Below are 25,668 nucleotides of genomic sequence, written 5' to 3'. Positions count from 1 at the left end.
GCATAAGATGCGCTCCTACAATAAAGCGGTTGGCACAGCTCTTGTGGGAGCGCAACTCTTGCGCGATTTTTGGTTTATAGCCCTGCTAGTTTGCGTAGTTCTTCGGCGCGGTCGGTTTTTTCCCAGGTGAAGGCGGTGAAGGTGTCGTTGCCTACCGTCATTTCGTAAGGATTGCGGCCGAAGTGTCCGTATGCGGCAGTTGCCTGATACATCGGGTGCAGCAAGTCCAGCATTTGCGTAATGGTGTAAGGGCGCAGGTCGAACACGTCACGCACCAGCTGGATAATACGCTCATCGCTGATTTTGCCCGTGCCAAAGGTGTTCAGCGAGATCGAGGTGGGCTGAGCCACGCCGATCGCGTAAGACACTTGAATTTCACACTTTTCCGCTAAACCAGCAGCAACAATATTTTTCGCCACGTAACGTCCTGCATAAGCCGCGCTACGGTCAACTTTGGACGGATCCTTACCCGAGAAAGCGCCGCCACCATGCCGCGCCATGCCGCCGTAGGTATCAACAATGATTTTACGCCCTGTCAAACCACAGTCGCCTACCGGCCCACCAATCACGAAATTCCCCGTGGGGTTAATGTGAAACTGGGTGTCTTTATGCAGCAGTTCAGCCGGTAGAGTGTGCTTGATAATCAGCTCCATACAGGCTTCGCGCAGGTCTTTCAGGCTCACATCTGGGCTGTGTTGGGTAGACAAAACCACCGCATCAATGCCCACCACTTTGCCGTTTTCATAACGGCAAGTAACTTGGCTTTTCGCATCGGGACGCAGCCACGGCAGCAGGCCATTTTTACGGGCTTCGGCTTGGCGCTCCATCAAGCGGTGCGCGTAGGTGATGGGTGCGGGCATTAAAACATCGGTTTCGTTGCTGGCGTAACCAAACATCAAGCCTTGGTCACCGGCACCCTGTTCTTCAGGGGCAGCGCGGTCAACGCCTTGGGCGATATCGGAGGATTGTTTGCCGATAATATTGATAATTCCGCAGGTCGCACCGTCGTAGCCCACGTCAGAGCTAGTGTAGCCAATGCCGGTGATGACATCGCGCACCAGCTGTTCCAAATCGATCCACGCATTGGTGGTGATTTCGCCAGCAATAATAGCCACGCCGGTTTTGACGAGGGTTTCACAGGCCACGCGGGCGTTTTTGTCTTCGCTAATGATGGCGTCCAGTACCGCATCTGAGATTTGGTCGGCAATTTTATCGGGATGGCCTTCAGAAACGGATTCTGAGGTAAAAATAGAGTATTCGCTCATATCGATTCCTTCATAGTGGGGGTGCTTTGTGAGTCCGGCTTGGCGAAGTGCCGTAGCTGAATTTGAAAGCCGTTTTTTAAACCCAGATAAATACTTTCTCTGGAAATGAGTCCTGCGTGTTCAGCCCAGTGGGTCAACTCGCTTTGTTCAAAACCTAGCCATAGGTCGCCACAGGCTTGCTGCGCCCAGTCTTGGTCGTGGCGGCAGAGTTCGCTGATAATCAAGCTGCCACCGGGTTTTACTGCTTGTGCTAGGTGCTCAATCGCTGCAGCAGGTGCGGCGAAATGGTGCAAAACCATATTCAGCAGCACACAATCAGCGGGTGGCAGTTGGCTGCTTAACGCATCTGCCAGCAAGAGCTCAACATTTTCAAGCAGGTGTTTAGTGCAGCTGTGTTGCGCCTGTTGCAGCATGTGCGAGCTGTTATCTACGGCTAATACGTGCTCAAAACGCTTAGCCAATTCGGGCAAAAAACTGCCGTCACCCGGGCCGATTTCGGTTGCGCGGGCGTGCTCTGGAAACTCTAAACTATCCAGCAAGCTGGTAAGGCTGTCGCGATACTGCGGCAGACCGACAATTAAGTCTTGATGCTGATTAAATTCATGGGCAACGCGCTGGAAAAAAGCTTCGCTGGCGCTGGCACGTTCGCGGTGAATCTCGTTAATGCGTGTAGCAATTTCAGCGGCAATGGGTTGGGCATCTAGGCTGGCCAGTAGGGCGCTGTGCAGTTCGTGCTCATGGGTTTGGGTTAGGCTGCGACGATAAAAAATCGCATTGCCTTCCCGGCGGGTTGTGACTAATCCGGCTTGGGTCAGCACTTTTAGATGATGGCTGATGCCGGATTGTCCCGTGGCGAAAATATGTGCCAGTTCCAGCACGCCAAAGGAGTTATTGCTCAGCACCCGTAAAATATTTAGCCGCAACGGCTCACCCGCCGCCTTAAAAAAGGCTGCAAGGGATTCAAAGGGTTCAGGTTGGGGAAGAGGAGTGCATGCAGTCATGCTGCGCAGTGTAAACCGAGTCAGTTTGCAGTGCAATTGCTATATCAATAAATATTGATATTGAGTAAATCAGTTAGGGTTTAATAATTTGCTGTTGATGTGGGGGGTGCTTCTGTGGGAGCGCAACTGTGGGAGCGCAACTCTTGCGCGAAACAAGCCATCCAGCAACACCAAACCCCAATCGCGCATAAGATGCGCTCCCACAAAACAACCTTAATAAACATCCCCCAATAAATACTCCCTAACAAACGCCTTCTAACTAACAAGTACGCTGCAGCAAACAAGAGCAATGGTGTTTGGCGGACGTGAAGCTGTTGTTTTACGTTGTTTTGGCAATTTAATCGCGGCAAAGATTGCCCAACTGCTCTAGCTGGGCGAAAATAGGGCATCTTTCTAAATTTCAGTTCTGCAGGAGAAACAAAAAAATGCCAAGTCGTCGAGAGCGTGCTAATGCCATTCGTGCACTGAGTATGGATGCTGTCCAAAAAGCGAATAGCGGACATCCGGGTGCCCCTATGGGTATGGCTGATATTGCCGAGGCGCTGTGGCGTGGTTATTTACAGCACAACCCTACCAATCCAAACTGGGCTAATCGCGACCGCTTTGTGTTGTCCAACGGTCATGGTTCGATGCTGATTTACTCCTTATTACACCTCACGGGCTACGATCTGAGCTTGGATGATTTGAAAAACTTCCGCCAGCTCAACAGCCGCACGCCAGGTCACCCTGAGCTGGGTTACACCCCAGGCGTGGAAACGACCACGGGTCCTCTGGGTCAGGGTATTGCCAATGCGGTGGGTTTTGCGTTGGCAGAAAAAGTGTTGGCCGCGCAGTTCAACCGCGAAGGTCACACCATTGTTGACCACCAAACCTATGCCTTTTTAGGCGATGGCTGCTTGATGGAAGGCATTTCCCACGAAGTCTGCTCGCTGGCGGGCACGTTGGGTTTAAACAAACTCACTGCGTTTTACGATGACAACGGCATTTCCATTGATGGCGAAGTGCAGGGTTGGTTTACCGATGACACACCGCGCCGTTTTGAGTCTTACGGCTGGCATGTGATTCGCAATGTGAATGGTCATGATGCCGATGAGGTTGAGGTGGCGATTGAAGCCGCTTTAGCGAGCGATAAGCCCACCCTGATCTGCTGTAAAACGACTATTGGTTTTGGTTCGCCCAACCATGGCGGCAAAGCCAGCAGTCACGGTGCGCCTTTAGGTGCGGAAGAAATTGCGTTGGCGCGTGCTGAGTTGGGTTGGACGCACGGCCCCTTTGAAATTCCTGCCGATATTTATGCACAGTGGGATGCTAAAGAGGCGGGTATCAAAGCTGAATCTGAGTGGAATGTTAAATTTGCAGCATACGCGGCAGAATTCCCTGAGTTAGCTGCTGAGTTTGAGCGCCGTATGGCGGGTGATTTACCTGCCGATTTTGCTGAGAAAGCAGCACAGTACATTGCTGAAGTGGCGGCTAAAGGCGAGAGTATTGCCAGTCGTAAAGCCAGTCAGAATACCTTGAATGCGTACGGCCCGTTATTGCCTGAATTGCTGGGTGGGTCCGCGGACTTAGCCGGCTCAAACCTAACGCTCTGGAGTGGCTGCCAAGGCATTTCCAGCACTGACGCGGCGGGTAACTATGTGTTCTACGGTGTGCGTGAGTTTGGCATGAGCGCCGTTATGAACGGTATCGCCCTGCACGGTGGTTTGATTCCTTACGGTGCAACCTTCTTGATGTTTATGGAGTATGCGCGTAATGCGGTGCGTATGTCGGCATTGATGAAGCAGCGCGTGCTTTATGTGTTTACCCACGACTCCATTGGTTTGGGCGAAGATGGCCCAACGCATCAACCGATCGAGCAGCTAACCAGTCTGCGTACCACCCCTAATTTAGATACTTGGCGCCCATGTGACGCGGTCGAGTCGGCGGTGGCGTGGAAGTATTCTTTGCAGCGTAAAAACGGCCCCAGCGCGTTGATTTTCAGTCGTCAAAACTTGGATCACCAAGAGCGTAGCGCCGGGCAAATCGCCGATATTGAACGCGGTGGTTATGTGTTGAAAGATTGCGCGGGTGAGCCCGAGTTGATTTTGATCTCGACCGGTTCAGAAGTGGGCTTGGCTGTTGAAGCATATAACGTGCTGACCGAGCAAGGCCATAAAGTGCGCGTGGTGTCGATGCCATGCACCAGCGTGTTTGATGCGCAAGATGCCGAGTACAAGCAAGCGGTATTGCCGATTGAAGTCGGTGCGCGTATAGCCATTGAAGCCGCACATGCTGATTACTGGTACAAGTATGTGGGTCTAGACGGCCGTGTGATGGGCATGCACACCTACGGCGAGTCAGCTCCGGCAGGTGACTTGTTTGCGCACTTTGGCTTTACCCTAGACAACCTGCTGGGTCTGGCAACGGAATTGCTGGAAGATTAAGGCAAAACGGCGCTCCAACAGGTTGAGATTGATGCGGACTCTACTGTGGGAGCGCAACTTTTGCGCGATAGGAATCATCAGGCGGCTTAGGTGTTTAGGGTTGGCTCTTGTCGGGAAAGGGATAACGCACCGTGCTAGTTGTAGGACGGGCAGTTATGTCCGCGTAAATTCTGTCATGGTTTGAGTTTTGGCTCTCTGGCAAGCCAAGTCTCACACTGATTATTAGTGCTCGATACAAAATCCAGTGCTGGCTTTAGTCCAGTCGCGCAAAAGTTGCGCTCCTACAAGAGCTTAGCCTTGTAGGAGTACGGCTTCTGGGCGATGCGGGTTATCGGGCGGCGTGGATGTTTAGGGTTGGCTGCGCAGTGTTGTTGGTTGGTTTTAATCGCGTAAAGTTGCGTTTCAACAGCTAATCTAGAGCGCTTTTCCAGTCAGTAATGATTGCCAAGCTTCTTGGCTAGAAATTGGCTGGCCCGGTTGTTCTCCCCAGAGCATGCCGATGGGCACGGCAAAGCAGCCGGGTACTTGTAGTTTGAGGCAGTGACGGCCAGTATAAATCAGCATGCCGCCACGAAATCCTGTGCCCGACTGCGCTGCTAGCCTAGCCAGTCCTGCAGCGTCTTTGGCTTGAATACTGGCGGCACGCTTAACTTCAACCCCCCATACGTCATGGCCGCGCTCGATAACCAAATCAACCTCCAGTTGGTCTTTGTCGCGGTAGTGGTAAAAGCGTAGCTCAGGGTCCAGCCAGCCCGCTTGGGCAATAAGTTGTTCAACAACGTGGCTCTCCAATAAAGCACCAAAACGCGCCGCATCAGTCAGCCATTGCTCTGGCGTTAATCGGGCTAGGGCGGCGGCAAGTCCGGTGTCAACTAAGTGCAGCTTGGGGCTTTTAATCAGACGCTTAGCGTGATTGCGGTGCCACGCAGGGAGCTGATGAACCAGAAATAATTTCTCCAGAATACTGAGGTATCTGCCAACAGTAGCGCGCTCAAGCCCGAGGTCTTTACTTAAACGGCTGATATTGAGCAGGCTGGCCGTTCTGCATGCGAGCAGCTCCATCAATCGCAACATGCCGTCCTTATCTTGAATGGCGGCAATATCCTGCACGTCACGCTGCACAATGGCATTCAAGTATTGGCGATACCATTGGCGGGCTCGGTGAGGTGCGCGTTGATTGGGTTCTGGGTATCCGCCTTGACATAAAACGTCGGCCACCGGCGCTAAAGGCACGGAATCTGGCACCATGTCCGGCGCCAGCTCAGCATTTATCAACTTTTCGAGTAGGGTTGTTGTGCTGACGCGCTTCTCTTGCTCGGTTAGCGGATGTAGATAGATAACCTCCATGCGCCCAGCCAGCGAGTCTTGTATTTGCGGCAGTAAAAGCAGGTTGGCGGATCCGGTGAGCAAAAAACGACCGGGTGTACGGTCACGATCGACCACGGATTTAATGGCCAGCATTAATTCCGGCGCTCGCTGTACTTCGTCGAGAATGACACGCTCAGGCAGACTTTCGATAAACCCCAGAGCATCTTGTTTGGCGGCTTGAAGCAAGGTTGGATCGTCCAAGCTCAGGTATGAGCGCCCAGCATTAATATGCTGCGCCAGAGTAGATTTGCCAACTTGACGCGGCCCTAACAGGCAAACAACTGGCGTATCAGTGAGTGCTTCAAGCACGCGCTGCCTGAGTAGGCGGGGAAGAAATGGATGGGTCATCGAGCACCTTTTTGTCTGCGTCCAATTGCTGTATAAAATAGCGTCCAATTGCTCAAAGTACAAGCGTCTAATTGCTGTATGTATTTGCATCCAATCGCGCAAAAGTTGCGCTCCTACAAGAGCTTAGCCCTGCTGGAGTCCAGTTTCTGGGCGATGATGGTTTATCAGACAGTGTTTAAGAATCTGTGTGGATACAGGGTTCTGCTGGGTCTGGCAGCGGAATTACTGGAAGACTAAGGCAAAACGGCGCTCCAGCAGGTTGAGATTGATGCGGGTTCTACTGTGGGAGCGCAACTTTCGCGCGATTGGATTCATCAGGCGGCTTAGATGTTTAGGGCTGGTTCTTGCCGGGAAAGGAATAACGCACCGTGCTAGTTGTAGGGTGGGCATTTATGCCGGCGTAAATCCTGTCATGGTTTGAGCTTTGGTTCCCTGGCAAACCAAGTCTCACGCTGGCTATTAGTGCCCGATACAAAAAACAGTGCTGGCCTTAAGTCCAATCGCGCAAAAGCTGCGCTTAAGCAGAGTATCTAGAAAATCCGTTACGCGTGTACGAGGATGCCATGCATCCGGCCGCGGATTGCGTCTGCAAACACAGTGCTGTTTGGCGCACAGATGTCGCAGGCATGGCCTGCTCTAGAAGAGCTTGCCTGATGAAATTACTGTGTTAGTGAGAGTTTCCAACCTCAATGCGTAATGTCCGAGCAGGCGTTTACCGTCCTTTGTCTTCTGTATTCTGAATCCCCCTAACGCATTTTTTGCTTGTCGTTGCCGCTGTTAGACAGGAAACTTATGCCAAACTAACGTAATATGCACATGTATATTTCGAATTAGAGTGGGACAACACTAAGGAACTCCCTTGGCAAATTATCGTGTTGCATTAAATGGCTATGGCCGCATTGGGCGCTGTGTGTTGCGGGCGTTGTATGAGCGCAATCAAGACGCTAATTTTACGATTGTGGCGCTTAACGATATTGCCGATCAGGCCAGTATTGAATACCTCACCCGTTTTGATTCCACTCACGGGCGTTTTCCCGGCGAAGTGCGTGTTGATGGCGATTGCTTGCACATTAACGGCGATTGCGTGCAGGTGTTGCGCGCTGCCACGCCCGAGGACGTGGACTGGCAGGCGCTGGAGATTGATCTGCTAATCGAATGTTCCGGTCAATACACCACTCGCGCCCAGGCGCAGCGTTTTCTGGATGCCGGTGTGCCGCGGATTTTGTTTTCTCAGCCCATGGCCAGCGCCGAAGATGTCGACGCTACAGTGGTTTATGGTGTCAATCATCAACAACTGAGCGGGCAGGAACGTATTCTGTCTAACGCTTCCTGCACCACGAACTGCGGTGTGCCGGTGTTGCAATTGTTGCAGCACGCAGTGGGGATCGAACAGGTGCTGATCACCACCATTCACTCGGCGATGAATGATCAGCCCGTGATTGATGCTTATCATCATGAAGACTTGCGCCGCACGCGCTCGGCGTTTCAGTCGGTGATTCCGGTGTCTACCGGTTTGGCGCGCGGCATTGAGCGCTTGCTGCCGGAATTAACCGGTCGTGTGCAGGCCAAAGCCTTGCGTGTGCCAACGGTGAACGTGTCCTGTTTGGATATCACCGTGCAGTGCGCGCGCGACACCAGTGCCGCGGAAATTAACCAGTTGTTTGCCGACGCAGCGCAAGGTCAAACACTTCAAGGTTTGTTAAACTGTACTGAGTTTCCGCATGCCAGTTGCGATTTTAACCATGACCCTCATTCGGCGATTATTGATGCCAGCCAGACGCGCATGTGCGGCTCGCGCATGTTAAATCTCGTGGCGTGGTTTGATAACGAATGGGGTTTCGCCAATCGGATGTTGGATGTGGCGGATTATTTTTTACAGCTTTCTTCTACTGCCTCAGCAAAGGAATAACCCATGACTGTTTTGAAAATGGCTGATCTGGATTTAAACCAGAAACGTGTATTGATTCGTGAAGACCTGAACGTGCCGATAAAAGATGGCAAAGTCAGTAGTGATGCGCGGATTGTCGCCTCGTTGCCCACTATTCGTCTGGCGCTAGAAAAAGGTGCGGCGGTGTTGGTTTGCTCGCACTTGGCTCGCCCAGAGGAAGGCGTGTTTAGCGAAGAAAACAGCTTAGCGCCGGTGGCAGCGTATTTAAGTGAAGCGCTGGGTCGTGATGTGCCTTTGGTGCGTGACTATTTAAACGGTGTTGAGGTTAAGCCCGGTGAGGTCGTTTTGCTGGAAAACGTACGTTTTAACGCTGGCGAGAAAAAGAATACCGATGCGTTGGCGCAACAGTATGCCGCGCTCTGTGATGTGTTTGTCATGGATGCCTTTGGTACAGCACACCGTGCGCAGGCGTCTACCCATGGTGTGGCGAAATTTGCCAAAACCGCTTGTGCTGGTCCTTTGCTAGCAACTGAGCTTGAAGCTTTGGGCAAGGCGTTGGATAACCCAGCCCAGCCGATGACGGCGATTGTGGCGGGTTCAAAAGTCTCGACCAAATTAGATGTACTCAATAGCTTGGCAAGGGTGTGTGACCAGCTGATCGTTGGCGGCGGCATTGCCAATACTTTCTTAGCCGCTGCTGGTTTTGCGGTGGGTAAGTCGCTGTATGAGCCTGATTTATTAGACACGGCAAAAGCCATTGCCGCGAAAGTGAGCGTGCCTTTGCCGGTGGATGTGGTGGTAGCCAAAGCCTTTGCTGCGGATGCTGAGGCGACAGTAAAAGCCGTGGCGGATGTCGCTGAAGACGATATGATTTTGGATATCGGCCCAGAGACCGCGGCGCAATTTGCTGAGTTGCTCAAAAGCGCTAAAACAATTTTATGGAACGGCCCGGTGGGCGTGTTCGAATTTGACCAATTTGCTAACGGCACCCAGGTGCTCGCGCAAGCCATTGCCGACAGCGAAGCGTTTTCTATTGCCGGCGGCGGTGATACCCTTGCAGCTATTGATAAATACAATGTTGCCGAACAGATTAGTTACATCTCCACCGGCGGCGGCGCTTTCCTTGAGTTTGTCGAAGGTAAAGTATTGCCAGCCGTAGAAATGCTGCAACAGCGCGCGCAGGGCTGAATTTTTTCGCGCAAGAGTTGCGCTCCCACAGTTGCGCTCCCACAGTTGGGGCACGACTCTTGTTGTGGGGCGCAACATACATAATTTTCACACGGGTTGGCCTAATGCCAGCCCGCATTAAAAAACAGGAGTAGACCCTATGGCTCTAATTACTATGCGTCAATTGCTGGATCATGCCGCCGAATTTGGCTATGGCATCCCAGCGTATAACGTGAACAACCTTGAGCAAATGCGCGCGATTATGGAAGCGGCTGATCACACCAATTCTCCGGTGATTGTCCAGGCTTCAGCCGGTGCGCGCAAATATGCTGGCGCCCCGTTTTTGCGTCACCTGATATTAGCGGCAATCGAAGAGTTCCCGCACATTCCCGTCTGTATGCACCAGGATCACGGCACCAGCCCGGCGATTTGTCAGCGTTCGATCCAACTGGGCTTCAGCTCAGTGATGATGGACGGCTCGCTCCTTGAAGACGGTAAAACCCCATCCGATTATGACTACAACGTCGAAGTCACCCGTCGTACCGTAGAAATGGCGCATGCGTGCGGTGTGTCGGTAGAAGGTGAGCTGGGTTGCTTAGGTAGCTTAGAAACTGGTATGGCCGGTGAAGAAGACGGCGTTGGCGCAGAAGGCGTGCTGGATATGGAGCAAATGCTCACCGACCCAGAAGAAGCCGCTGATTTTGTAGCGAAAACTAAGGTGGATGCACTGGCGATTGCCATCGGCACCAGCCATGGCGCGTACAAATTTACCAAGCCACCTACTGGCGATACCTTAGCCATTGAACGCATCAAAGAAATCCATGCGCGCATTCCGAACACGCACTTGGTGATGCACGGCTCCAGCTCGGTGCCGCAGGATTGGTTGGCAATTATCAATGAATACGGCGGCGACATTGGCGAAACCTACGGTGTGCCAGTGGACGAAATCGTCGAAGGTATCAAGCACGGCGTGCGTAAAGTGAATATTGACACCGACTTGCGTTTAGCCTCAACGGGCGCGATTCGTCGCTACTTGGCGCAAAACCCCAGCGAGTTTGACCCGCGCAAATACTTGGCGGAAACCGTTAAAGCCATGCGTGATATCTGTATCGCACGTTATGAGGCCTTTGGTGCGGCTGGCAATGCCAGCAAAATCACCCCGATTTCCATGGAAATCATGTATCAGCGTTATGCCAGCGGTGAGCTGTATAAGTAAGCTGATTAACTAACTTAGCTATATAAAACCCCGTACTAATTTAAAAGTACGGGGTTTTATATGCTTAGCACATTATGCAAAATTAAGAGAGCAAATCACCAGCCTTGACTTTACTACCATTAATTATATTATGCTTTCTCTTATTTTAAGTAACTCATGGAGAGTAGCAGTATGTTGAAGAAAGTATTGGCAGCAGCTGTAGTGCTGGGTTTGGCTAGCACGGGTGCACAGGCAGCGGATTGGGATGTGTCGGGTTATATTCAGGGTAACTTGGGGCAAGCGAAAGCTGAAAAGCCAAGCTTTGTAAAGCGCGAAGCCGAGAGCCTGTCAGCTAGTACTAAAACGGATAAAAAAGATACAGCTTATAAGCTGCTTGTGGGTCTGCAGCTAAACCCCTATGTAGCCCTTGAGGCTCAGTATGTTGATTTGGGTAAAGCGCAGTACAAATTAACAAAAGTTGGCTATCAGGATAAAATAAAGAGCAGCACAAAAGGTTTGGGTGCTAATGTAGTGGGTACTTTGCCAATTGCTGATTTTACTTTATTTGCTAAGGCAGGCTTACATAGACTTGAAACCAAGCTTTCAGATAAAGACACCAATGGGTATTCTGCTACTGGAAAAGTGCGTAAGTGGGCGCCATTATATGGTGTAGGTGCCAGTTATGAGTTTGTTGAAAACTTAGCCGCCGTGGTTGAGTATGAGCGTTATCACAAAGTTGCTGATGCTAAAGCTTGGGCAGGTGCTACACGTACAAAAGTTAGCGTGAAACATGATATTGATATGTTTTCCGCAGGTATCCGCTACAAGTTCTAATCTTGCTAGCTGAATAAAAAGGGGTGCACAGGTTGCGCCCCTTTTTTGATCCGCTTGACAATACTCATCCGACGCGTCTTTTTGCTAGCCATAGAGTTTGGACATAGAATTATCCCTGAAACTTTTAGCGCTGTGCTTTATGATGAGCGTCAAACTATGTGGGGGTGTTTATGCAAGGTAATAAACAAGTTGTAGCCTGTTTAATCGATTTGCTACGCGGTGAGCTGGCGGCGCGGGATCAGTATTTTCTGCATTCTAGACAATACGAAGATCTGGGTTTGACCAAGCTTTATGAGCGTATCAACCACGAAATGGAAGAAGAAACCCAGCATGCCGATGCCATCCTTAAGCGTATTTTATTTTTGGGGGGCACGCCGGATATGACGCCTGAGCCGGTCAACCCAGGTACAGATGTGCCCAGTATGCTGCGTAATGATTTGGCAGTTGAGTATCTGGTGCAGAAAAATCTAGCCGATGCGATTGCACTCTGTGAAGAGCATCAGGATTACGTCACGCGTGACATGTTGTTAGAACAGCAGCGGGATACAGAAGAAGATCATATGTACTGGTTGGAAAAACAGCTGCGTTTGATTGAGCTTATTGGTCTGTCAAACTATCTGCAGGCACAAATGTAATTTATGTCGATTCAGTTGCGTGATGACCAGACGCGTTATGGGCTGATCAGTGTTTTGTTGCATTGGACAATCGCTGTGCTGATTGCTGTGCTGATTGGGCTGGGGTTATGGATGGTCAGCCTGAGCGTGTTTGATTCTTGGTACCGTACCGCGCCTATGCTGCATACCAGTTTGGGTGTGGTGGTGGCGTTGTTGATGTTGATTCGTTTGCTTTGGCGTATGCTAACTGCAACGCCTGCACCTGCAGTGGCGCGTAGTCCCGTTATGATGCTGTTGGGCAAGCTGGTGCATCGAGTCATGTATGCGAATGTTTTTGTTGTGGCTGTCTCGGGCTATTTAGTCGCAACAGGCAGTGGTCGGGCGTTAGAGTTTTTTAATCTGTTTTCTGTGCCGGCAATGCTGCATGTTTCAACCCGTCAGGTTCAGCTGTTTAAAACCCTTCATGAATTGAGTGTGTGGTTTTTGGTTGGTTTAATAGTGTTGCATGTGGCGGCGGTGTTGAAACATCAGCTGATTGATAAAGAACCCATTCTGCAGCGGATGAAGCCTTAGGCAGTATTGGCCCAGAAACAAAACCCTAAAAAACTCTTATAAAAACGAATTCCAACGGCTCTGTGGGAGACTGGCTTTTGGGGTGGGGTGGGCACAGTTCTTGTGGGAGCGCATCTTATGCGCGATTGGATTCAGCGCTGCAGGTTGGTTTTTTTCGCGCAAGAGTTGCGCTCCTACAGTATTAAGCGTCGCTGCACCGGGCTTGGGTTGGCACAGCTCTTTGTGGGAGCGCATCTTATGCGCGATTGGCTTTGGTGATGCTGGATAGTTTGTTCGCGCAAGAGTTGCGCTCCCACAGAAGCCGACCACAGAAATAGCCACAGAAACCCTCACAGAAGCAGCCACAGAAATCCCCACAGAAGCGCTCATACACTAGCGTGGTCAATAGGCTGCCGTTCTTTGGGGTTAGATTCCATGTAGCAGTTGGGCGAAATCTCCGCCATCGATAAACTCGGCGCAGTCTTTGTGCGGGCTGTGGCTATCGGGTTGGGCGATGCAGCGCAGGTGTTGGATGCCATAACGTTGCGCGCTACGAAGGACATTCAGGCTGTCATCAATAAATAGCGTGCGCTGTGGATCAAATGGATAGTGTTGCTGCAAGTGTTGCCAAAACTCCTCGCGCTCTTTTGGGTAGCCGTAATCATGCGAACTCACCATGGCATCCAAGCCAGCGGCTAAATCCACCCGTTCGAGCTTAATGTCCAGCGAATGGCGATGGGCATTAGTCACCAAAATCACCTGCTTACCCGCCTGTTGCAAGCAGTGCAAAAACTCCAACGCATGCTCACGCGGAGCAATACGCGCCGCTTGTTCGCGTTTCATCTCACGAATCGGTAGCTGCAGTTTTTCAGTCCAAAACTCCACGCAATACCATTTCAACTGTCCCGTATAGGAGTTGAGCAGTGGTACTACATGGGCTTTAGCTTCATCGACGCTGAGCGAATGCTGTTGCGCATAACACTGATGCAGGTAATCGAGCCAGAAAAAATTATCAAAATGCAGATCCAGCAGGGTGCCGTCCATATCCAGCAAAACGGTATCAATGTGCGACCAAGGTAAGGCTGTCATAAAAGAAGATAAAAATAATGGATTAAGCGCGCTATCATAGCCTGTAATGAAAGGAGAGGTTAACTGATGCGAGTAAAACCAGAGATTTTAAGCTGTGAGCAAATAGCCCAGACCCGTATTTTCCGCGTTGAGCAAATGCAGCTCAGGTTCAGTAATGGCGAAGAGCGCACCTATGAGCGTCTGCGAGGTCGAGCTGACGGGCATGGCGCGGTGATGATTGTCGCCTTGGATGAGCGCAATAATGCGGTGCTGATTGAGGAATATTGCGCTGGCAGTGCCAGTTATGAATGGTCGCTGCCCAAAGGACTCATAGATGCAGGTGAGAATGCTTTGCAAGCGGCCAACCGTGAATTGCAGGAAGAAGCGGGCTTTGCCGCGAAAGAGTTAGAGGTGATTGCAGAGTTGAGTCTATCGCCCGGCTACATGAGCCAACGGGTGACGGTGGTGCTGGCGCGGGATATTTACCCGTCTAGTTTACCTGGCGATGAGCCCGAACCCATGCGTGTGCGTACCCATCCGCTATCTGACTTGCTTGCATTGCTACGCGAGCCGAATTTTTCCGAAGGCCGCGCTTTAGGTGCACTGTATATTGCGCGAGATTTACTGATGGAGCGTGGCCAATGGTGATGAATGCGCAGCAGATTCAAGCACTGCTAAAGCTGGTAGAGGAAGCAGGGCAGCAAACATTGCCATTTTGGCGCGCTGATGTAAGCGTGAGCAGTAAAGCCGATGACAGTCCGGTTACCGCTGCAGATATGGCGGCGCATCGCGTGTTAGTCGCGGGCTTACAGCAGCTTACCCCTGATATACCCGTTTTATCAGAAGAGGCCTGTGATATTCCTCTAGCCCAGCGCCAACAATGGCAGCGGTGGTGGTTGGTTGATCCGCTGGATGGCACCAAAGAGTTTATCGCTGGCAGTGAAGAGTTCACCGTTAATGTGGCGTTGATTGAGGCTGGTCAGGTGGTGTTTGGCCTAGTGGGTGTGCCGACGCAGAATGTGATTTATTATGGCGGTAAAAATTCAGGTGCTTGGCGTGTTGAGCAAGGTAAGACACATGCCATTAGTGTGGCAAAACCCGCGCAACCCTTGCGTGTTTTAGCCAGTTTGCGCCATTCCAGTCTAGAGCAGCAGCAGCTAATGCAGCGTTTACAGCAAGAAGCTGAAATTGAGCTACTCAATGCCGGCAGCTCGTTGAAGTTTTGTTGGTTGGCAGAAGGTAAAGCCGATCTGTACCCGCGTCTTGCGCCTACGTCGCAATGGGATACAGCAGCCGCGCAGGCAGTGTTGGAAGGCGCAGGCGGAGAGGTGATTGATGAACAGGGTAATCCAATAACTTATGTAGCTCGAGAAAGCCACTTAAACCCGTACTTTTATGCCCTGCCAAAAGGTTCTGTGTGGCGCGATAAAATAGTGAATACAGCGCTGCTAAAGCGTACCGACTAACGTCTCAAGGCTGCAGGAGAAAAAACATAGCACACTAACCAACTATTTTTTAAGCGGTAAGGCATATGAATAACAATAACACGCCAAATTTACTTAAAGTCATCGTTGCCGGTGCCCTTATTTTATTAGTGGTGCACACCCTTGGGCGCTTTATCTACACACCTTTGCTGCCATTGCTGATTGCCGATGGCGCGCTGACGATCAAGCAGGGTGCAGATATTGCCAGTTGGAACTACCTAGGCTATTTGATCGGTGCATTACTGGCGATGCGCTGGCACCGTATTGAGCAAATTCGTAGTGTGTTGCCTTGGGCGTTAGGGATAAATGTGCTCTGCACCTTTCTGCAGACACAAACGGATAGCTTCGAGCTTCTTTCAATGTTGCGGCTGATTAATGGGATTAGTAACGGCATTGTATTTGTGCAGGCGCCGGCGTTTATTTTAGAGTGGCTGGCGCGCCACGGACGCGCCAGTGCCAGCGGCTTGGTTTACCTAGGCGTTGGCGTTGGTCTGATCGTTTCCAGCGCCTTGGTTAGTATACCTGCCGACTGGTTATCAGGCTCCGAACGTTGGTGGCCTGCGTTTATTTTAAGTGTGCCGTTGGCCATTTGGGGTTGGCGACAGCTGATGCGGCTCGAAGTGGCATCGCCCATCACGGTGAGTTCCGCCGGTATACCAGCCAGCAGCAAGCTATTAGATAAAAACAGCACCCCGTTGTTCTTATCTTATGCCGGTGCAGGCATGGGCTATATTTTGCCCATGACCTTCCTGCCGACACTGGCATCACAGTTACCTGATATACCCAAGTCATTGGTCGGTTACAGTTGGCTGGTGGTGGCCTTGGCTACCTTGCCGGCGCCTTGGATCTGGAATAGAGCCGGTGCAATGCTGGGCGACACCGTTGCCCTGCGGGTGAATTACGCATTGCAACTGCTAGGTGTGCTAGCCGTGTTGGTCATACCGGGCACGTTCGGGGTCTTGCTTTGTGGTCTGTTGGTGGGGAGTACTTTCCTTGGCACCGTTTTGCTGTCTCAACGTTTGGCCAGAACCTTGCATCCACACCAAGGGCCACGTCTCTCAGCAGCACTGGTCGCGCTTTATAGTGTAACTCAGTTGGGCGGTCCATGGCTGACAAAACAATGGCTAAACGCCGGTGGCACTCTGCAGGGCGCATTCTGGTTAGGCGCTGGGGCATTGGTCTGGGGGCTGTTCTGGGCCTTCCTTGTTCCGCGAAGAAGTTGACAAAAGTCATGGACTTAGCGTTTTGCTAATGATGCTACAAATTAAAATACTTATTATTCGCGCATAGAATATACTTTTACAAAGACCAATAGCATTGGTTAAATAGTGCGATCCTGTCTTTGATAGACCCTATATAGAGCTATCTAGTTGCTACACCTTATAAATTATAGGTGTCATGCCAACTAGGATTAAACTGTGTAAAAATAAGCTTTCAATTTGCAGCATGCAAAAATGATGACTTTTTAAGGTGAGTAAGCATGAATAACTTGAATCCAGCAGCAATGGATTTGGAAAAGCTGCGTGAAAGCGCAGACGATGCGGGACAGTTGCTCAAAGCATTAGGCAATCCAGATCGTTTACTGCTGTTATGCCAGCTGGTAGAAGGTGAAATGAATGTGGGCGAGCTGGAGAAACGCTTACAAATCGTGCAGCCGACATTGTCACAGCAGCTAGGTGTGCTACGTCGCGAGGGTATGGTTGATACTCGGCGTAGTGGGCGACAAATTTACTACCGCATCAGCAGTCCAGATGCGCTGGCTATTATCAAAACGTTACATGACCTGTATTGCGCAGTGCCTGAGTCATAACAGCACAGCAAGCGCCGTATACGCCTAAATGCCCCTATTGCTTCTTGTAAAAATGCTCTATATTTGTTTTAACTTTGCTTGATGGTCTGTTTTCCCTGTGCGTTGCTTGTGCAGAGAAAGAGTCCAGCAAGGTAAAAGTAAAGGAACCTCTGAATAACGTTACCGAGGACGCTAACACAAGGCAAAAACGTGCGAAAAAGCGCAGTTTACACCGAGTAAATGAGCATTTTATTCGCTTCGCTCCCCCTTCGGGGCCGTGCTAAAGCACGTTCAATCTAAAAATTGTGAGTACGTTTTTAACGCAGTGGTAGCTACGCAGGTAGTTATTCAGAGGCTTCTAAACAAGCTTCATTCTATTCGCTCACTAAGTTTGGACTTGGAGGCAAATATGAAAACAAATATGGCGGTTTGGGATCGTGCAGCGCGTGCTGCAATAGGTGTATTGCTTGTTGTACTCACCTTGGTTGGTGTTATCGGCTGGTGGGGCTGGATAGGTATTGTGCCGTTAGTCACCGCAGCGATGGGAAGCTGTCCTGCTTATACTGTCTTTGGTTTTAGTACCTGTAAAAAGTGTAACGACAAAAGCTAGCATGCGTAGGCGATTGTCTTTAAAAAAGCACCCTCAGGGGTGCTTTTTTATGCCTAGGTGTTTTTAAGCTGTTACTATTCCCGAGTGAATTTTTGACGCTCTAGGGTGCCAAGCTACTTAAATTATCTAGATTTATAAATATGACGATGAGGGCGTGATGCAGCCATTTAAATATTTAACCGAGCAGTTGGCGGTGGCGGGACAGTTGCAGCCGGAAGACATGCAGCGTGCACATGCGGCAGGCTTTAAGACAATCATAAATAATCGACCGGATGCGGAAGAGGCGGGACAGCCTACCAATCAGGCTATTGAGCAGGCAGCAGCGCAGTTGGGCTTGGACTATTACTTTATGCCAGTGCTCGCGTCGCAATTAACCGATGACAATATTGCCGAATTTACTAAGCTGGCTCCCCAGATAGAGAGTCCTGTGCTGATGTTTTGCCGTACAGGAACGCGCTGTACCTATTTGTGGGCATTAGCAGAGGCGGCGAATCAGGATGTGCAATGGCTGGTAGAGCAGGCGCAGCAAGCGGGTTATGACTTAAGTGGTATTGCTGCACGCATGGAGCAAAGACGGCAAAAATAAACTTGTAGTGGGCAGAATCTTAAATTCAGTGCTGGCGTAATAGCGGGATGTGAATATTTGCCGTAGGGTAAGTACATAACATATAAAGGAAATTTCGTTGAAACAGGCTAGCTGGTTGACGTAGATCAAGTATATAAATTTTATCTGCTGCACAGTTAACCTAGTCATAACGAGAGGTGAAACCTATGCATAAGCTAACTACATTAGCTCTAACGATTGGATTTAGTGTGGCTGCAATTGCAGCGCCGCGCAACGAACCAATCCAGCCCATTGAGCCAGCAGCAATCACAGATGAAGCCAAGGTGGAGTTGGGTAAACAGTTGTTTTTCGACCCGCGTCTATCCAAGTCTGGCTTTATTTCCTGTAACTCATGCCACAACCTGAGTATGGGTGGTACGGACAATATCCCAACATCCATTGGTGATCAGTGGCAAGAAGGTCCGATTAACTCGCCTACAGTACTGAACTCCAGCTTAAACGTTGCTCAGTTCTGGGATGGTCGTGCCGCGGACTTGCAAGAGCAGGCGGGTGGCCCTATCGCGAACCCAATGGAAATGGGTTTTACCCATGAGCTAGCCGTTGAAGTGTTGCAGTCTATTCCTCAATATGTAGACAGCTTTAATCAGGTTTACAACGTTAAGAAAATCACCATTAACGAAGTTACAGATGCCATTGCCGAGTTTGAGAAAACCCTAGTTACGCCGAACTCGCGTTTTGACCTCTGGCTCAAAGGCGATGACAAAGCACTGACCAAAACGGAGCTTAAAGGCTATGAGTTGTTTAAAGGTGTTGGCTGTACTGCGTGTCATAATGGTGTGAACGTAGGTGGTAACTCGTTCCAGAAAATGGGCTTGTACGAAGAGTATGTCACCAAGAACCCTGCTGAGGGTGTGGCTGGCTTGACCGGTAATGACTTGGATCGCTTCAAATTTAAAGTGCCAACGCTGCGTAACGTAGAGTTAACCTACCCCTACTTCCACGACGGTGCGTACTGGACTTTGGAAGAGGCGACAGACGTAATGGCGCGCTTGCAGTTGGGTCGTACGTTGAAGAAAACCGAGATTGACAACATTGTTGCTTTTTTGAAAACGCTGACTGGTGAGCAGCCAACATTCACCATGCCTATTCTGCCGCCATCTACTAATGCAACTCCGCGCCCGGAGCCATTTGTTAAAAAGTAATTGGCATAGAAAAAAACAAACCCGCCGCAATGGCGGGTTTGTTCGTTTAGGGCTGCTTTTTTTGGAGCGCATCTTATGCGCGAATGGGATTCAGCCGGAAGCTGTTGAGCGGTTTGCAAGTCCATCGCGCAAGAGTTGCGCTCCCACAGTATTAAGCGTCGCTGCACCGGGCTTGAGTTGGCACAGCTCTTTGTGGGAGCGCATCTTATGCGCGATTGGAATTATCCGATAGCAGCTGAGTTATTAGCTGATTAGTTGCTCAAACTCAGCAGCTGGCATGGGTCTGCCGAAGAAATAGCCCTGCGCCAAAATACAGTTGCTTTGCCGTAAAAACTCAGCCTGTTCTAGGGTTTCTATACCTTCAGCCTGAATTTCTAGCTGCATGCTAAAGCCCAGTGCAATGATGGCGCGGACAATGGCGGCGTCACTGCCGTCGCTAGGTAGGTTGCGAACAAAGCTTTGATCTATCTTGAGCTTGTGCACGGGAAGGGATTTGAGGCGGTTCAGTGATGAATAGCCGGTGCCAAAGTCATCAAGAGCTAAGCGCACATTCATATCACAGAGTTTGTTCAGCAGGCTATCGGCGCGCTCTACATCGTCCATCACCGCGCTTTCAGTGATTTCAAGTTCTAAATAGCTTGGGTCAAGCTGACTCTCGGCTAGTGCCTCAACGACTTTTTCGGTGAAATCTATACGGCTAAACAGTCTGCTGGAGACGTTAACAGCAACAAACTTAAGATCTAAGCCAGCATCCAGCCAAGCTTTCATTTGTTGGCAGCTAGTGTTTAGCACCCACGAATCAATATTGGTAATTAAGCCGCTGTCCTCAGCAATAGGGATAAAGTCAGCTGGGGAAATCATGCCGCGCTCTGGATGCAGCCAGCGCACTAAAGCTTCACAGCCCACGATGCGCTCTTTGGTCAGTGAGTAAACAGGCTGGAAAAACACCCTTAACTGATTGTTTTCCAACGCATAGCGCAGTTCGCTAGCAATACGTAATCTTTGGTAAGCCTGATCAGTAAGCTCGCTGGTATAAAACGCAAAGGTAGCGCGACCAATAGCTTTGGCTTTACTTAAGGCGGTATCGGCATTGCGGAAAATTTCCTCGGAAGATTTGCCGGATAGTGGAAACAAGCAAATACCTATGCTGGCGGTTATGAAAATTTCATTATTATCAACAATAAATGCGGTATCAAAAAGTGTTAGAATTTGCTGTGCGAGCGTAGCGGCTTCGGCGGCACTGCTTACATTGTCAAACACTACAGCAAACTCATCACCGCCAAAACGTGAGAGGGTGGCATTGTTCTCCATAAACTGGCTGAGTCGCTCTGCAGCAGCCTTTAACAGCTCATCGCCTCGCGAGTGCCCGAGGCTCTCGTTGATGTTCTTAAAATGGTCTAGGTCGACGATAAACAGTGCTGCTTGGGTTTTACTCTGTATGGCCCTGCGCAATGACAGTTTAATATGTTCATGCAACAGCAAACGGTTGGACAGGTTGGTCAGCGGATCATAATGTGCTAGGAAGCTCAGCTCAGATTGCGAGCGCTTGAGCAAAGAAATATCAGAAAAAATCGCCACGCTGTAAGTAACGAAGCCGTTTTCATCGCGTATCAGACGAATACTTTGCAGTTGTGGCAGGATTTCGCCATTTTTGCGGCGGTTCCAAATTTCACCGCACCAGTAATCCTGTTCCTCTAGGGAGCGCCACATTTCTTGGTAAAACTCTTTGGTGTGCCGACCCGACTTAAATAAACGCGGGTTTTTACCTAGTACTTCATCAGATTGATAACCAGTAATTAACGAAAAAGCAGGATTAACAAACACAATGGTGTTGTTGTGATCGCTAATTAAGACGCCTTCATGAGTGGCTTCGAAGACGGCATTCGCCTGCAGCAAGCGGTCGTGGTCTTGGCGCTTGGCGCTGGTGTCAGTGGCCATCCCAATTAGACTTAGGGGTTGACCATGGTTATCAAAAATAAGACGGCCGCGAGAGTGAATCCAGCGGTATTCGCCATCGCTGTGTAGCATGCGGTAGGTGTTTTCATAACAGGCAGGATTGCGGTCAGCAATGAACTGCATTACTTTTTTGTAGATGCGCTCACTTTCGTCTGGGTGTAAATAATTCTGCCACTGACTTTGTTCTTTGGCGAAGTTTACCGGCTCATAACCCAGCATGCGGCAGTAGCTGGGTGAAAATGTAATTTTTTTATTGCCATCGGCAAGATGCCATTCCCAAACGGATTCGTGACCTGCTTCCAGTGCGATATTGAGCTTGGTGATTTCTTGCTTTGCTTGTTGGTTAGTGTGTTGTAGCTTGCGCAGTGCAAAATAAAAATACACTGCAGACACCATAAACAAACCAGCTGCAGTGGTATACAGTTTTATTTGTGAATTATTGGTATAAGGAAGCCATAAGCTAACGCTTAGCAAAGCTAGGGCTAATATAAAGTAGCCCACAAAAATCTTACTGAGCATATTAAGCTTCATAGTGTATCTGTCATGCTTATATAAGGATTATATGAATATAGAGGGCGCAGTTACTGTAGATTATTTTGTGAAAACTAGCTAGGCAGAAATAAAAAAGCCCATTCGAAAATGGGCTTTTATTTGAAAATGGTGCCCGGAGACGGAATCGAACCGCCGACACGAGGATTTTCAATCCTCTGCTCTACCGACTGAGCTATCCGGGCAACAATGGGGCGCTATTAAAGAGCTTTATTAAGAGGTTGTCAAGCCTTAGTTGTCGCTGGGTGGAACATAACCTTCTGCGCGGGCAAAATCTTCGCCAGCAAAGAACTTTTCCATCTCTTGCATGACGAATTTGCGGTCATCAGCATCCATCATATTTAAATGACGCTCGTTGATAATCATCGTTTGATGCGCTTGCCATTCATCCCAAGCTTGCTGGGAGATGTTTTGTAAGATGTCTTCGCCTTTTACACCGGGGAAGGGCGCGCGCGCTAAGCCGGGCAGCTCTTGTTTTAGTTTTCGACAAAATACCATACGAGACATATTAAACTCCTAATCGATGAGATTAAACTGCTGTCCAAGTAGTTTTTTAATGGGGGCAGCAAGGCCAATTGCTTGCGGTTGCTTGGTGTTATACCAAAACCATCCAGATTCAGCCAGACAAATTGGTTGCTCGGCTAGTTGGATTAGCCAGGGTTCTATCGTTAGCTCGAAATGGCTAAATTTATGCGTTAGTGGTGGTAGTGGTTGTTGGTCGAGTGATTTGAGCTGGTGCTTGTACATGAATGCATCCAGCTGCGCTAGGTCGTCCAGTTCAGGCAGACTGAATAAACCGCCCCACAAACCTTGCGGTGGACGTTGATAGAGCATGACCTGCTGCTGAGGGTCGCTAATAATTAACATGTTGCTGGTTTTCTTGGGCAGCAGCTTTTTAGGTCGCGGTACGGGCAAGCTTTGTTGCAGGTTTTGTTTGAGGGCTGAGCAGCCTTCACGCACGGGACAGCTATCGCACTGTGGACGACTGCGCGTGCATAGGGTTGCGCCAATATCCATCATAGCTTGGTTGTACTGAGCAAAATCCTGTGCGGGCGTGAGCTGCTCTGCAAGCTGCCATAATCGCTTGCTAGCTGCGCTGGTGTTGGGATGCTCAAATTCGGCGCTGTAGCGCGCTAAAACGCGTTTAACGTTACCGTCTAGGATGGGTGCGCGCACTTGCATGCTTAAGCTGGCTATGGCGCCGGCTGTTGAGCGTCCAATTCCTGGTAGCTCGTTTAGCGCGTCGACGCTGCTGGGGAAGTTGCCAGCATAGTCTCGGCAGATGAGCTGTGCGGTTTTGTGCAGATTGCGCGCACGCGAGTAATAACCCAGTCCGGCCCACAGGTGCAGCACCTCATCTAAAGGTGCTTGTGCTAATTGCTGGATATCGGCAAAGCGTTGGATAAAACGCTGATAATAATCAATGACGGTGCTGACTTGAGTCTGCTGCAGCATAATTTCAGACACCCAAACTTTGTAGGGATTGATGTCTTGCTGCCAAGGAAGAGTTTTGCGGCCGTGTGCCTGATACCAGCGCACAATGGCCGCGCTAAACTCGTGGGGTGACATTATCTGAACAAACCTTTGAGGGCATCCTTAAGGTCAGGGCTGACTTTCTCGCCGAGTTTTTTGTCGAGTTTTTCGGTGAGTTTGCTGCCGGCCAGTTTGGCGGCAATTTTACCCAGCCCGTCTTGGTCTAGCTGACAATTAGGCGCATCACCGGTGAGCGGGCCGCGACAGCGGATAGGCAGTTCTAATCCCACATAACGCTCATTGATGGCGCAGGCAGGGTCGGGCATTTCTCTGCTATCGCCCAGTAGGGTTGCACCGATCTTATAATCCAAACCCAGTAGGTTTAGATCTAATGAGCCCGTGCCTTTCACGTTTAATCCGGGAATGTTAATGGTTAGGTCAGGGTTGTGCGCGCGCCCATTTTTAATGCTGACGCTGCCGTTGAGCGCATTAAACTGAGTGGTGTTGCCAGTAAAGTTTTGCGTTAGTTGCTTGCGGTTAAGCGTTGCAATGGCCGTACACAGGTATTGGTCAACGTTGATGGTGGTGAGCTTGCCATCGCTGACTTTAAAGTTGCTAGCACCATTTAAGTTGGCAACCCAAGCACGTTCGCTGTTGCCTTGAGTGTTGAACTTTCCACTTAAAATAATTTTCCCTTCAAGTGGCGCTTCTTGTTCAAAAGCAGCGAGTAACTTCTCGATGGGGATATTTTTAATCTCTGTGTTCAGCGTAATTTGCGGGTTGTCGGTTTTGGCGTTGACAGTGGCGTTGCTAGAAATACTGCCATCGTAAAGATTTGTTGAGAATTCTTTAAGGGTAAGCGCGCCTTGGTTGGTTTGTGCATTAATATTCAGATTGCGCAGTGGCAGCTTATTGAAGGTTGCCTCTTTGAGTTTCAGTTGCGTATCAAGGTTAAGTTCGCGTAGGTCGGCCAGCGGTAGCACCTCGGCGGTGCTCCATGGGTTTTCAGTGGGCGAAGGGGGCAGTGGGTTATTGCCGGAGCCGCTTGATTTGCTTGAGCTGGTGGCACTGGTTTTCGGTGCTGTGCTGGGCGGCAGGTAGTCGTCTACATTGATTTTGTCACCATCAAGAATGGCGAAAATTGCACCTTTAGCAAGATTTTTACTACCAAAAGAACCGGTAAAGCTGGTTTCATCCAGTTTGATGTTGGCATCGTTGAAGCTAATAGTCTGTGTGGTGCCTTTCACTGCGCTGCTAAATTCAAAGTTGGTTAACGCCTTAGAGTTTTGAGTTTCGGGCAGGTCTATGCCAACGCTCGGTAAAAATTCGCGTAAATTGACGGTGGCAACGGATAGTTTTCCTTGAATTTGCGGTTCTTTGTCAAGTTGCTCGATGCGCAGGTCAGTCATGGCTTTGAGCTGGTTCAAGGAGATTTTCAGCTGGTCAATTACTGCTATTTGCGCACTTTGATCTAACAGCATATTGCCGCGCACGGTGAAGTTAGCTGATTTTCCATTTAAAGGTTCACCGGCAAATTCACCGGCCATTTTTAAGTCCTTAACTTGATAGCGCTGCAGTTCAAAATCTAGACTGGCCAAAGCGCTCATCTCAATGCGTGCGCGAATCAGCGGTTCGGCGTTAGCCATAAAGCCAGATATTTTCAGTGGGATATCTTTATCGGTGCTGATGGCACCGGTGGTGATTTGTACGTTTTCCAGTGTGAAGTGCTGCTTGGCTTGCTCGTCTTTGTAGTCAATACGAGCGCTGTTCACTATTAGGCTGTCAATATCGAGCTTAAGACTGGAGTTAGCTGTTGCAGTGTCTTCAGGTTTTGTTTGACTTTGCTCGGTTGTGCTGCTCTTTTGTTCTTGCTTAGCGGGTTGCGGCTCCCAGTTGCTGAGTCCTTTTTTGTCGCGGTGTAAGTTAAGGCTGAGACCATCCACACGGATGTCGCTCATTTGAATTTCTTTACGCAGCAATGGCATGACGCGCACGGACAAGGCGAGTAAGCGCACATCAGCAAAAGGCTGTTCGGGGGTGGCCAATTGTGCGACTTGCACATCAGTAACCTCAAGCCCAAGCCAAGGAAATAGACTCCAGCCAATTTCACCATTTAAGTGCAGCTCCAACTCAGCTTTGTCGCGTACCAGCTGACGAATTTCATCTTTATAGTCGTTGGGATCAAATAGATGGGTTATAGCAAAACCAGCAGCTACTATGAGCAATAAAAGGCCAACTAAAAATAGCCCTAGAACTTTGCTAACAGATTTCACAATTAGACTCCTTAGTATTTGCTCAGAAATGACTTTAAGTTTAA

The 25,668-nt window shown here is 49.8% G+C and carries 22 protein-coding genes and 1 tRNA gene; 14 read left to right on the top strand and 9 right to left on the bottom strand.

Going from position 1 to position 25,668, the window contains the following annotated elements; translation table 11 throughout:
• Positions 1–74: 74 nt before the first annotated feature.
• Both metK and QEZ41_RS09365 read right to left on the bottom strand, forming a co-directional pair.
• On the bottom strand, positions 75–1,265 hold the full coding sequence (gene metK, locus QEZ41_RS09370) for a methionine adenosyltransferase (RefSeq protein ID WP_289411194.1): 1,191 nt from the start codon (positions 1,263–1,265) through the stop codon (positions 75–77).
• Positions 1,262–2,266, bottom strand: a complete 1,005-nt coding sequence (locus tag QEZ41_RS09365; protein ID WP_289411192.1) for an ArsR/SmtB family transcription factor — start codon at positions 2,264–2,266, stop codon at positions 1,262–1,264. The genes metK and QEZ41_RS09365 overlap by 4 nt, the downstream gene beginning before the upstream one ends.
• Positions 2,267–2,691: 425 nt before the next feature.
• Between QEZ41_RS09365 and tkt the strand changes: the two genes are divergently transcribed.
• Positions 2,692–4,689: a transketolase gene (gene tkt / locus QEZ41_RS09360; RefSeq protein WP_289411191.1), complete on the top strand. Its 1,998-nt coding sequence runs from the start codon at positions 2,692–2,694 to the stop codon at positions 4,687–4,689.
• Between the two features lie 414 nt (positions 4,690–5,103).
• Here tkt and QEZ41_RS09355 read toward each other — a convergent pair whose 3' ends face one another.
• On the bottom strand, positions 5,104–6,405 hold the full coding sequence (locus QEZ41_RS09355; RefSeq protein ID WP_289411190.1) for an ATP-binding protein: 1,302 nt from the start codon (positions 6,403–6,405) through the stop codon (positions 5,104–5,106).
• Positions 6,406–7,264: 859 nt separating this feature from the next.
• Here QEZ41_RS09355 and epd point away from each other — a divergent pair.
• The 6 genes from epd (at position 7,265) to QEZ41_RS09325 (ending at position 12,676) form a co-directional block, all read left to right on the top strand.
• Positions 7,265–8,314: an erythrose-4-phosphate dehydrogenase gene (gene epd / locus QEZ41_RS09350; RefSeq protein WP_289411189.1), complete on the top strand. Its 1,050-nt coding sequence runs from the start codon at positions 7,265–7,267 to the stop codon at positions 8,312–8,314.
• A gap of 3 nt (positions 8,315–8,317) precedes the next feature.
• Positions 8,318–9,481 (top strand): phosphoglycerate kinase, encoded by a 1,164-nt coding sequence (locus tag QEZ41_RS09345; RefSeq protein ID WP_289411188.1) that lies wholly within the window; start codon positions 8,318–8,320, stop codon positions 9,479–9,481.
• A gap of 139 nt (positions 9,482–9,620) precedes the next feature.
• Positions 9,621–10,676: a class II fructose-bisphosphate aldolase gene (fba, locus tag QEZ41_RS09340; protein ID WP_289411187.1), complete on the top strand. Its 1,056-nt coding sequence runs from the start codon at positions 9,621–9,623 to the stop codon at positions 10,674–10,676.
• Positions 10,677–10,847: 171 nt separating this feature from the next.
• Entirely contained in the window at positions 10,848–11,489 is a 642-nt protein-coding gene (locus tag QEZ41_RS09335; RefSeq protein WP_289411186.1) for a porin family protein, read from the top strand.
• Between the two features lie 170 nt (positions 11,490–11,659).
• Positions 11,660–12,124 carry a bacterioferritin gene (bfr, locus tag QEZ41_RS09330; RefSeq protein ID WP_289411184.1) on the top strand — a complete coding sequence of 155 codons (465 nt, stop codon included), beginning with the start codon at positions 11,660–11,662 and terminating at the stop codon, positions 12,122–12,124.
• A 3-nt stretch (positions 12,125–12,127) separates the two neighbouring features.
• Complete coding sequence (locus QEZ41_RS09325) at positions 12,128–12,676, top strand: cytochrome b (RefSeq protein WP_289411183.1); 549 nt, start codon at positions 12,128–12,130, stop codon at positions 12,674–12,676.
• Positions 12,677–13,081: 405 nt separating this feature from the next.
• On the opposite strand, the gene yrfG is transcribed toward QEZ41_RS09325, so the two are convergent.
• Positions 13,082–13,744: a GMP/IMP nucleotidase gene (yrfG, locus tag QEZ41_RS09320; protein ID WP_289411182.1), complete on the bottom strand. Its 663-nt coding sequence runs from the start codon at positions 13,742–13,744 to the stop codon at positions 13,082–13,084.
• Positions 13,745–13,810: 66 nt separating this feature from the next.
• Between yrfG and nudE the strand changes: the two genes are divergently transcribed.
• The 7 genes from nudE to QEZ41_RS09285 all read left to right on the top strand — a co-directional run bounded on the left by nudE (position 13,811) and on the right by QEZ41_RS09285 (position 19,373).
• Entirely contained in the window at positions 13,811–14,371 is a 561-nt protein-coding gene (gene nudE / locus QEZ41_RS09315; protein ID WP_289411181.1) for an ADP compounds hydrolase NudE, read from the top strand.
• Positions 14,371–15,189, top strand: coding sequence for a 3'(2'),5'-bisphosphate nucleotidase CysQ (gene cysQ, locus QEZ41_RS09310; protein ID WP_289411222.1), 819 nt, complete (start codon positions 14,371–14,373; stop codon positions 15,187–15,189). The genes nudE and cysQ overlap by 1 nt, the downstream gene beginning before the upstream one ends.
• Positions 15,190–15,254: 65 nt before the next feature.
• Positions 15,255–16,430 (top strand): YbfB/YjiJ family MFS transporter, encoded by a 1,176-nt coding sequence (locus QEZ41_RS09305; RefSeq protein WP_289411180.1) that lies wholly within the window; start codon positions 15,255–15,257, stop codon positions 16,428–16,430.
• Positions 16,431–16,687: 257 nt separating this feature from the next.
• A complete protein-coding gene (locus tag QEZ41_RS09300) occupies positions 16,688–17,017 on the top strand; it encodes an ArsR/SmtB family transcription factor (protein WP_289411179.1) in 330 nt (109 codons plus the stop codon).
• 388 nt (positions 17,018–17,405) lie between these two features.
• Complete coding sequence (locus tag QEZ41_RS09295; protein WP_289411177.1) at positions 17,406–17,606, top strand: YgaP family membrane protein; 201 nt, start codon at positions 17,406–17,408, stop codon at positions 17,604–17,606.
• Between the two features lie 157 nt (positions 17,607–17,763).
• Positions 17,764–18,192 carry a protein tyrosine phosphatase family protein gene (locus tag QEZ41_RS09290; RefSeq protein ID WP_289411176.1) on the top strand — a complete coding sequence of 143 codons (429 nt, stop codon included), beginning with the start codon at positions 17,764–17,766 and terminating at the stop codon, positions 18,190–18,192.
• A gap of 185 nt (positions 18,193–18,377) precedes the next feature.
• A complete protein-coding gene (locus QEZ41_RS09285; protein ID WP_289411175.1) occupies positions 18,378–19,373 on the top strand; it encodes a cytochrome-c peroxidase in 996 nt (331 codons plus the stop codon).
• Between the two features lie 243 nt (positions 19,374–19,616).
• Here QEZ41_RS09285 and QEZ41_RS09280 read toward each other — a convergent pair whose 3' ends face one another.
• The 5 genes from QEZ41_RS09280 to QEZ41_RS09260 all read right to left on the bottom strand — a co-directional run bounded on the left by QEZ41_RS09280 (position 19,617) and on the right by QEZ41_RS09260 (position 25,624).
• On the bottom strand, positions 19,617–21,848 hold the full coding sequence (locus QEZ41_RS09280) for a bifunctional diguanylate cyclase/phosphodiesterase (protein WP_289411174.1): 2,232 nt from the start codon (positions 21,846–21,848) through the stop codon (positions 19,617–19,619).
• Positions 21,849–21,987: 139 nt separating this feature from the next.
• A tRNA-Phe gene (locus QEZ41_RS09275) sits at positions 21,988–22,063 on the bottom strand.
• Between the two features lie 46 nt (positions 22,064–22,109).
• The gene (locus tag QEZ41_RS09270; RefSeq protein ID WP_289411173.1) at positions 22,110–22,385 is read right to left on the bottom strand and encodes an oxidative damage protection protein; all 276 of its coding nucleotides are present in this window, start codon (positions 22,383–22,385) and stop codon (positions 22,110–22,112) included.
• Between the two features lie 9 nt (positions 22,386–22,394).
• Complete coding sequence (gene mutY, locus QEZ41_RS09265; protein WP_289411172.1) at positions 22,395–23,447, bottom strand: A/G-specific adenine glycosylase; 1,053 nt, start codon at positions 23,445–23,447, stop codon at positions 22,395–22,397.
• Positions 23,447–25,624 carry an AsmA family protein gene (locus tag QEZ41_RS09260; protein WP_289411170.1) on the bottom strand — a complete coding sequence of 726 codons (2,178 nt, stop codon included), beginning with the start codon at positions 25,622–25,624 and terminating at the stop codon, positions 23,447–23,449. The genes mutY and QEZ41_RS09260 overlap by 1 nt, the downstream gene beginning before the upstream one ends.
• Positions 25,625–25,668 lie beyond the last annotated feature (44 nt).

The sequence above is a fragment of the Thiopseudomonas acetoxidans genome (genome assembly GCF_030362935.1).
GTDB lineage: Bacteria > Pseudomonadota > Gammaproteobacteria > Pseudomonadales > Pseudomonadaceae > Thiopseudomonas > Thiopseudomonas acetoxidans.
The sequence above is the reverse complement of the archived record's forward strand: the minus strand, read 5'-3'. Positions and strand labels throughout refer to the sequence as shown.

Excerpts from the sequence above, each read along its gene's own strand:
- bfr (WP_289411184.1), top strand. The coding sequence starts at position 11,660 with ATGCAAGGTAATAAACAAGTTGTAGCCTGTTTAATCGATTTGCTACGC.
- cysQ (WP_289411222.1), top strand. The coding sequence starts at position 14,371 with ATGAATGCGCAGCAGATTCAAGCACTGCTAAAGCTGGTAGAGGAAGCA.
- QEZ41_RS09345 (WP_289411188.1), top strand. The coding sequence starts at position 8,318 with ATGACTGTTTTGAAAATGGCTGATCTGGATTTAAACCAGAAACGTGTA.
- yrfG (WP_289411182.1), bottom strand. The coding sequence starts at position 13,744 with ATGACAGCCTTACCTTGGTCGCACATTGATACCGTTTTGCTGGATATG.
- QEZ41_RS09365 (WP_289411192.1), bottom strand. The coding sequence starts at position 2,266 with ATGACTGCATGCACTCCTCTTCCCCAACCTGAACCCTTTGAATCCCTT.
- QEZ41_RS09295 (WP_289411177.1), top strand. The coding sequence starts at position 17,406 with ATGAAAACAAATATGGCGGTTTGGGATCGTGCAGCGCGTGCTGCAATA.
- metK (WP_289411194.1), bottom strand. The coding sequence starts at position 1,265 with ATGAGCGAATACTCTATTTTTACCTCAGAATCCGTTTCTGAAGGCCAT.
- QEZ41_RS09290 (WP_289411176.1), top strand. The coding sequence starts at position 17,764 with ATGCAGCCATTTAAATATTTAACCGAGCAGTTGGCGGTGGCGGGACAG.
- QEZ41_RS09305 (WP_289411180.1), top strand. The coding sequence starts at position 15,255 with ATGAATAACAATAACACGCCAAATTTACTTAAAGTCATCGTTGCCGGT.
- QEZ41_RS09325 (WP_289411183.1), top strand. The coding sequence starts at position 12,128 with ATGTCGATTCAGTTGCGTGATGACCAGACGCGTTATGGGCTGATCAGT.
- QEZ41_RS09270 (WP_289411173.1), bottom strand. The coding sequence starts at position 22,385 with ATGTCTCGTATGGTATTTTGTCGAAAACTAAAACAAGAGCTGCCCGGC.
- mutY (WP_289411172.1), bottom strand. The coding sequence starts at position 23,447 with ATGTCACCCCACGAGTTTAGCGCGGCCATTGTGCGCTGGTATCAGGCA.
- nudE (WP_289411181.1), top strand. The coding sequence starts at position 13,811 with ATGCGAGTAAAACCAGAGATTTTAAGCTGTGAGCAAATAGCCCAGACC.
- tkt (WP_289411191.1), top strand. The coding sequence starts at position 2,692 with ATGCCAAGTCGTCGAGAGCGTGCTAATGCCATTCGTGCACTGAGTATG.
- QEZ41_RS09335 (WP_289411186.1), top strand. The coding sequence starts at position 10,848 with ATGTTGAAGAAAGTATTGGCAGCAGCTGTAGTGCTGGGTTTGGCTAGC.
- QEZ41_RS09300 (WP_289411179.1), top strand. The coding sequence starts at position 16,688 with ATGAATAACTTGAATCCAGCAGCAATGGATTTGGAAAAGCTGCGTGAA.
- QEZ41_RS09280 (WP_289411174.1), bottom strand. The coding sequence starts at position 21,848 with ATGCTCAGTAAGATTTTTGTGGGCTACTTTATATTAGCCCTAGCTTTG.
- QEZ41_RS09355 (WP_289411190.1), bottom strand. The coding sequence starts at position 6,405 with ATGACCCATCCATTTCTTCCCCGCCTACTCAGGCAGCGCGTGCTTGAA.
- QEZ41_RS09285 (WP_289411175.1), top strand. The coding sequence starts at position 18,378 with ATGCATAAGCTAACTACATTAGCTCTAACGATTGGATTTAGTGTGGCT.
- fba (WP_289411187.1), top strand. The coding sequence starts at position 9,621 with ATGGCTCTAATTACTATGCGTCAATTGCTGGATCATGCCGCCGAATTT.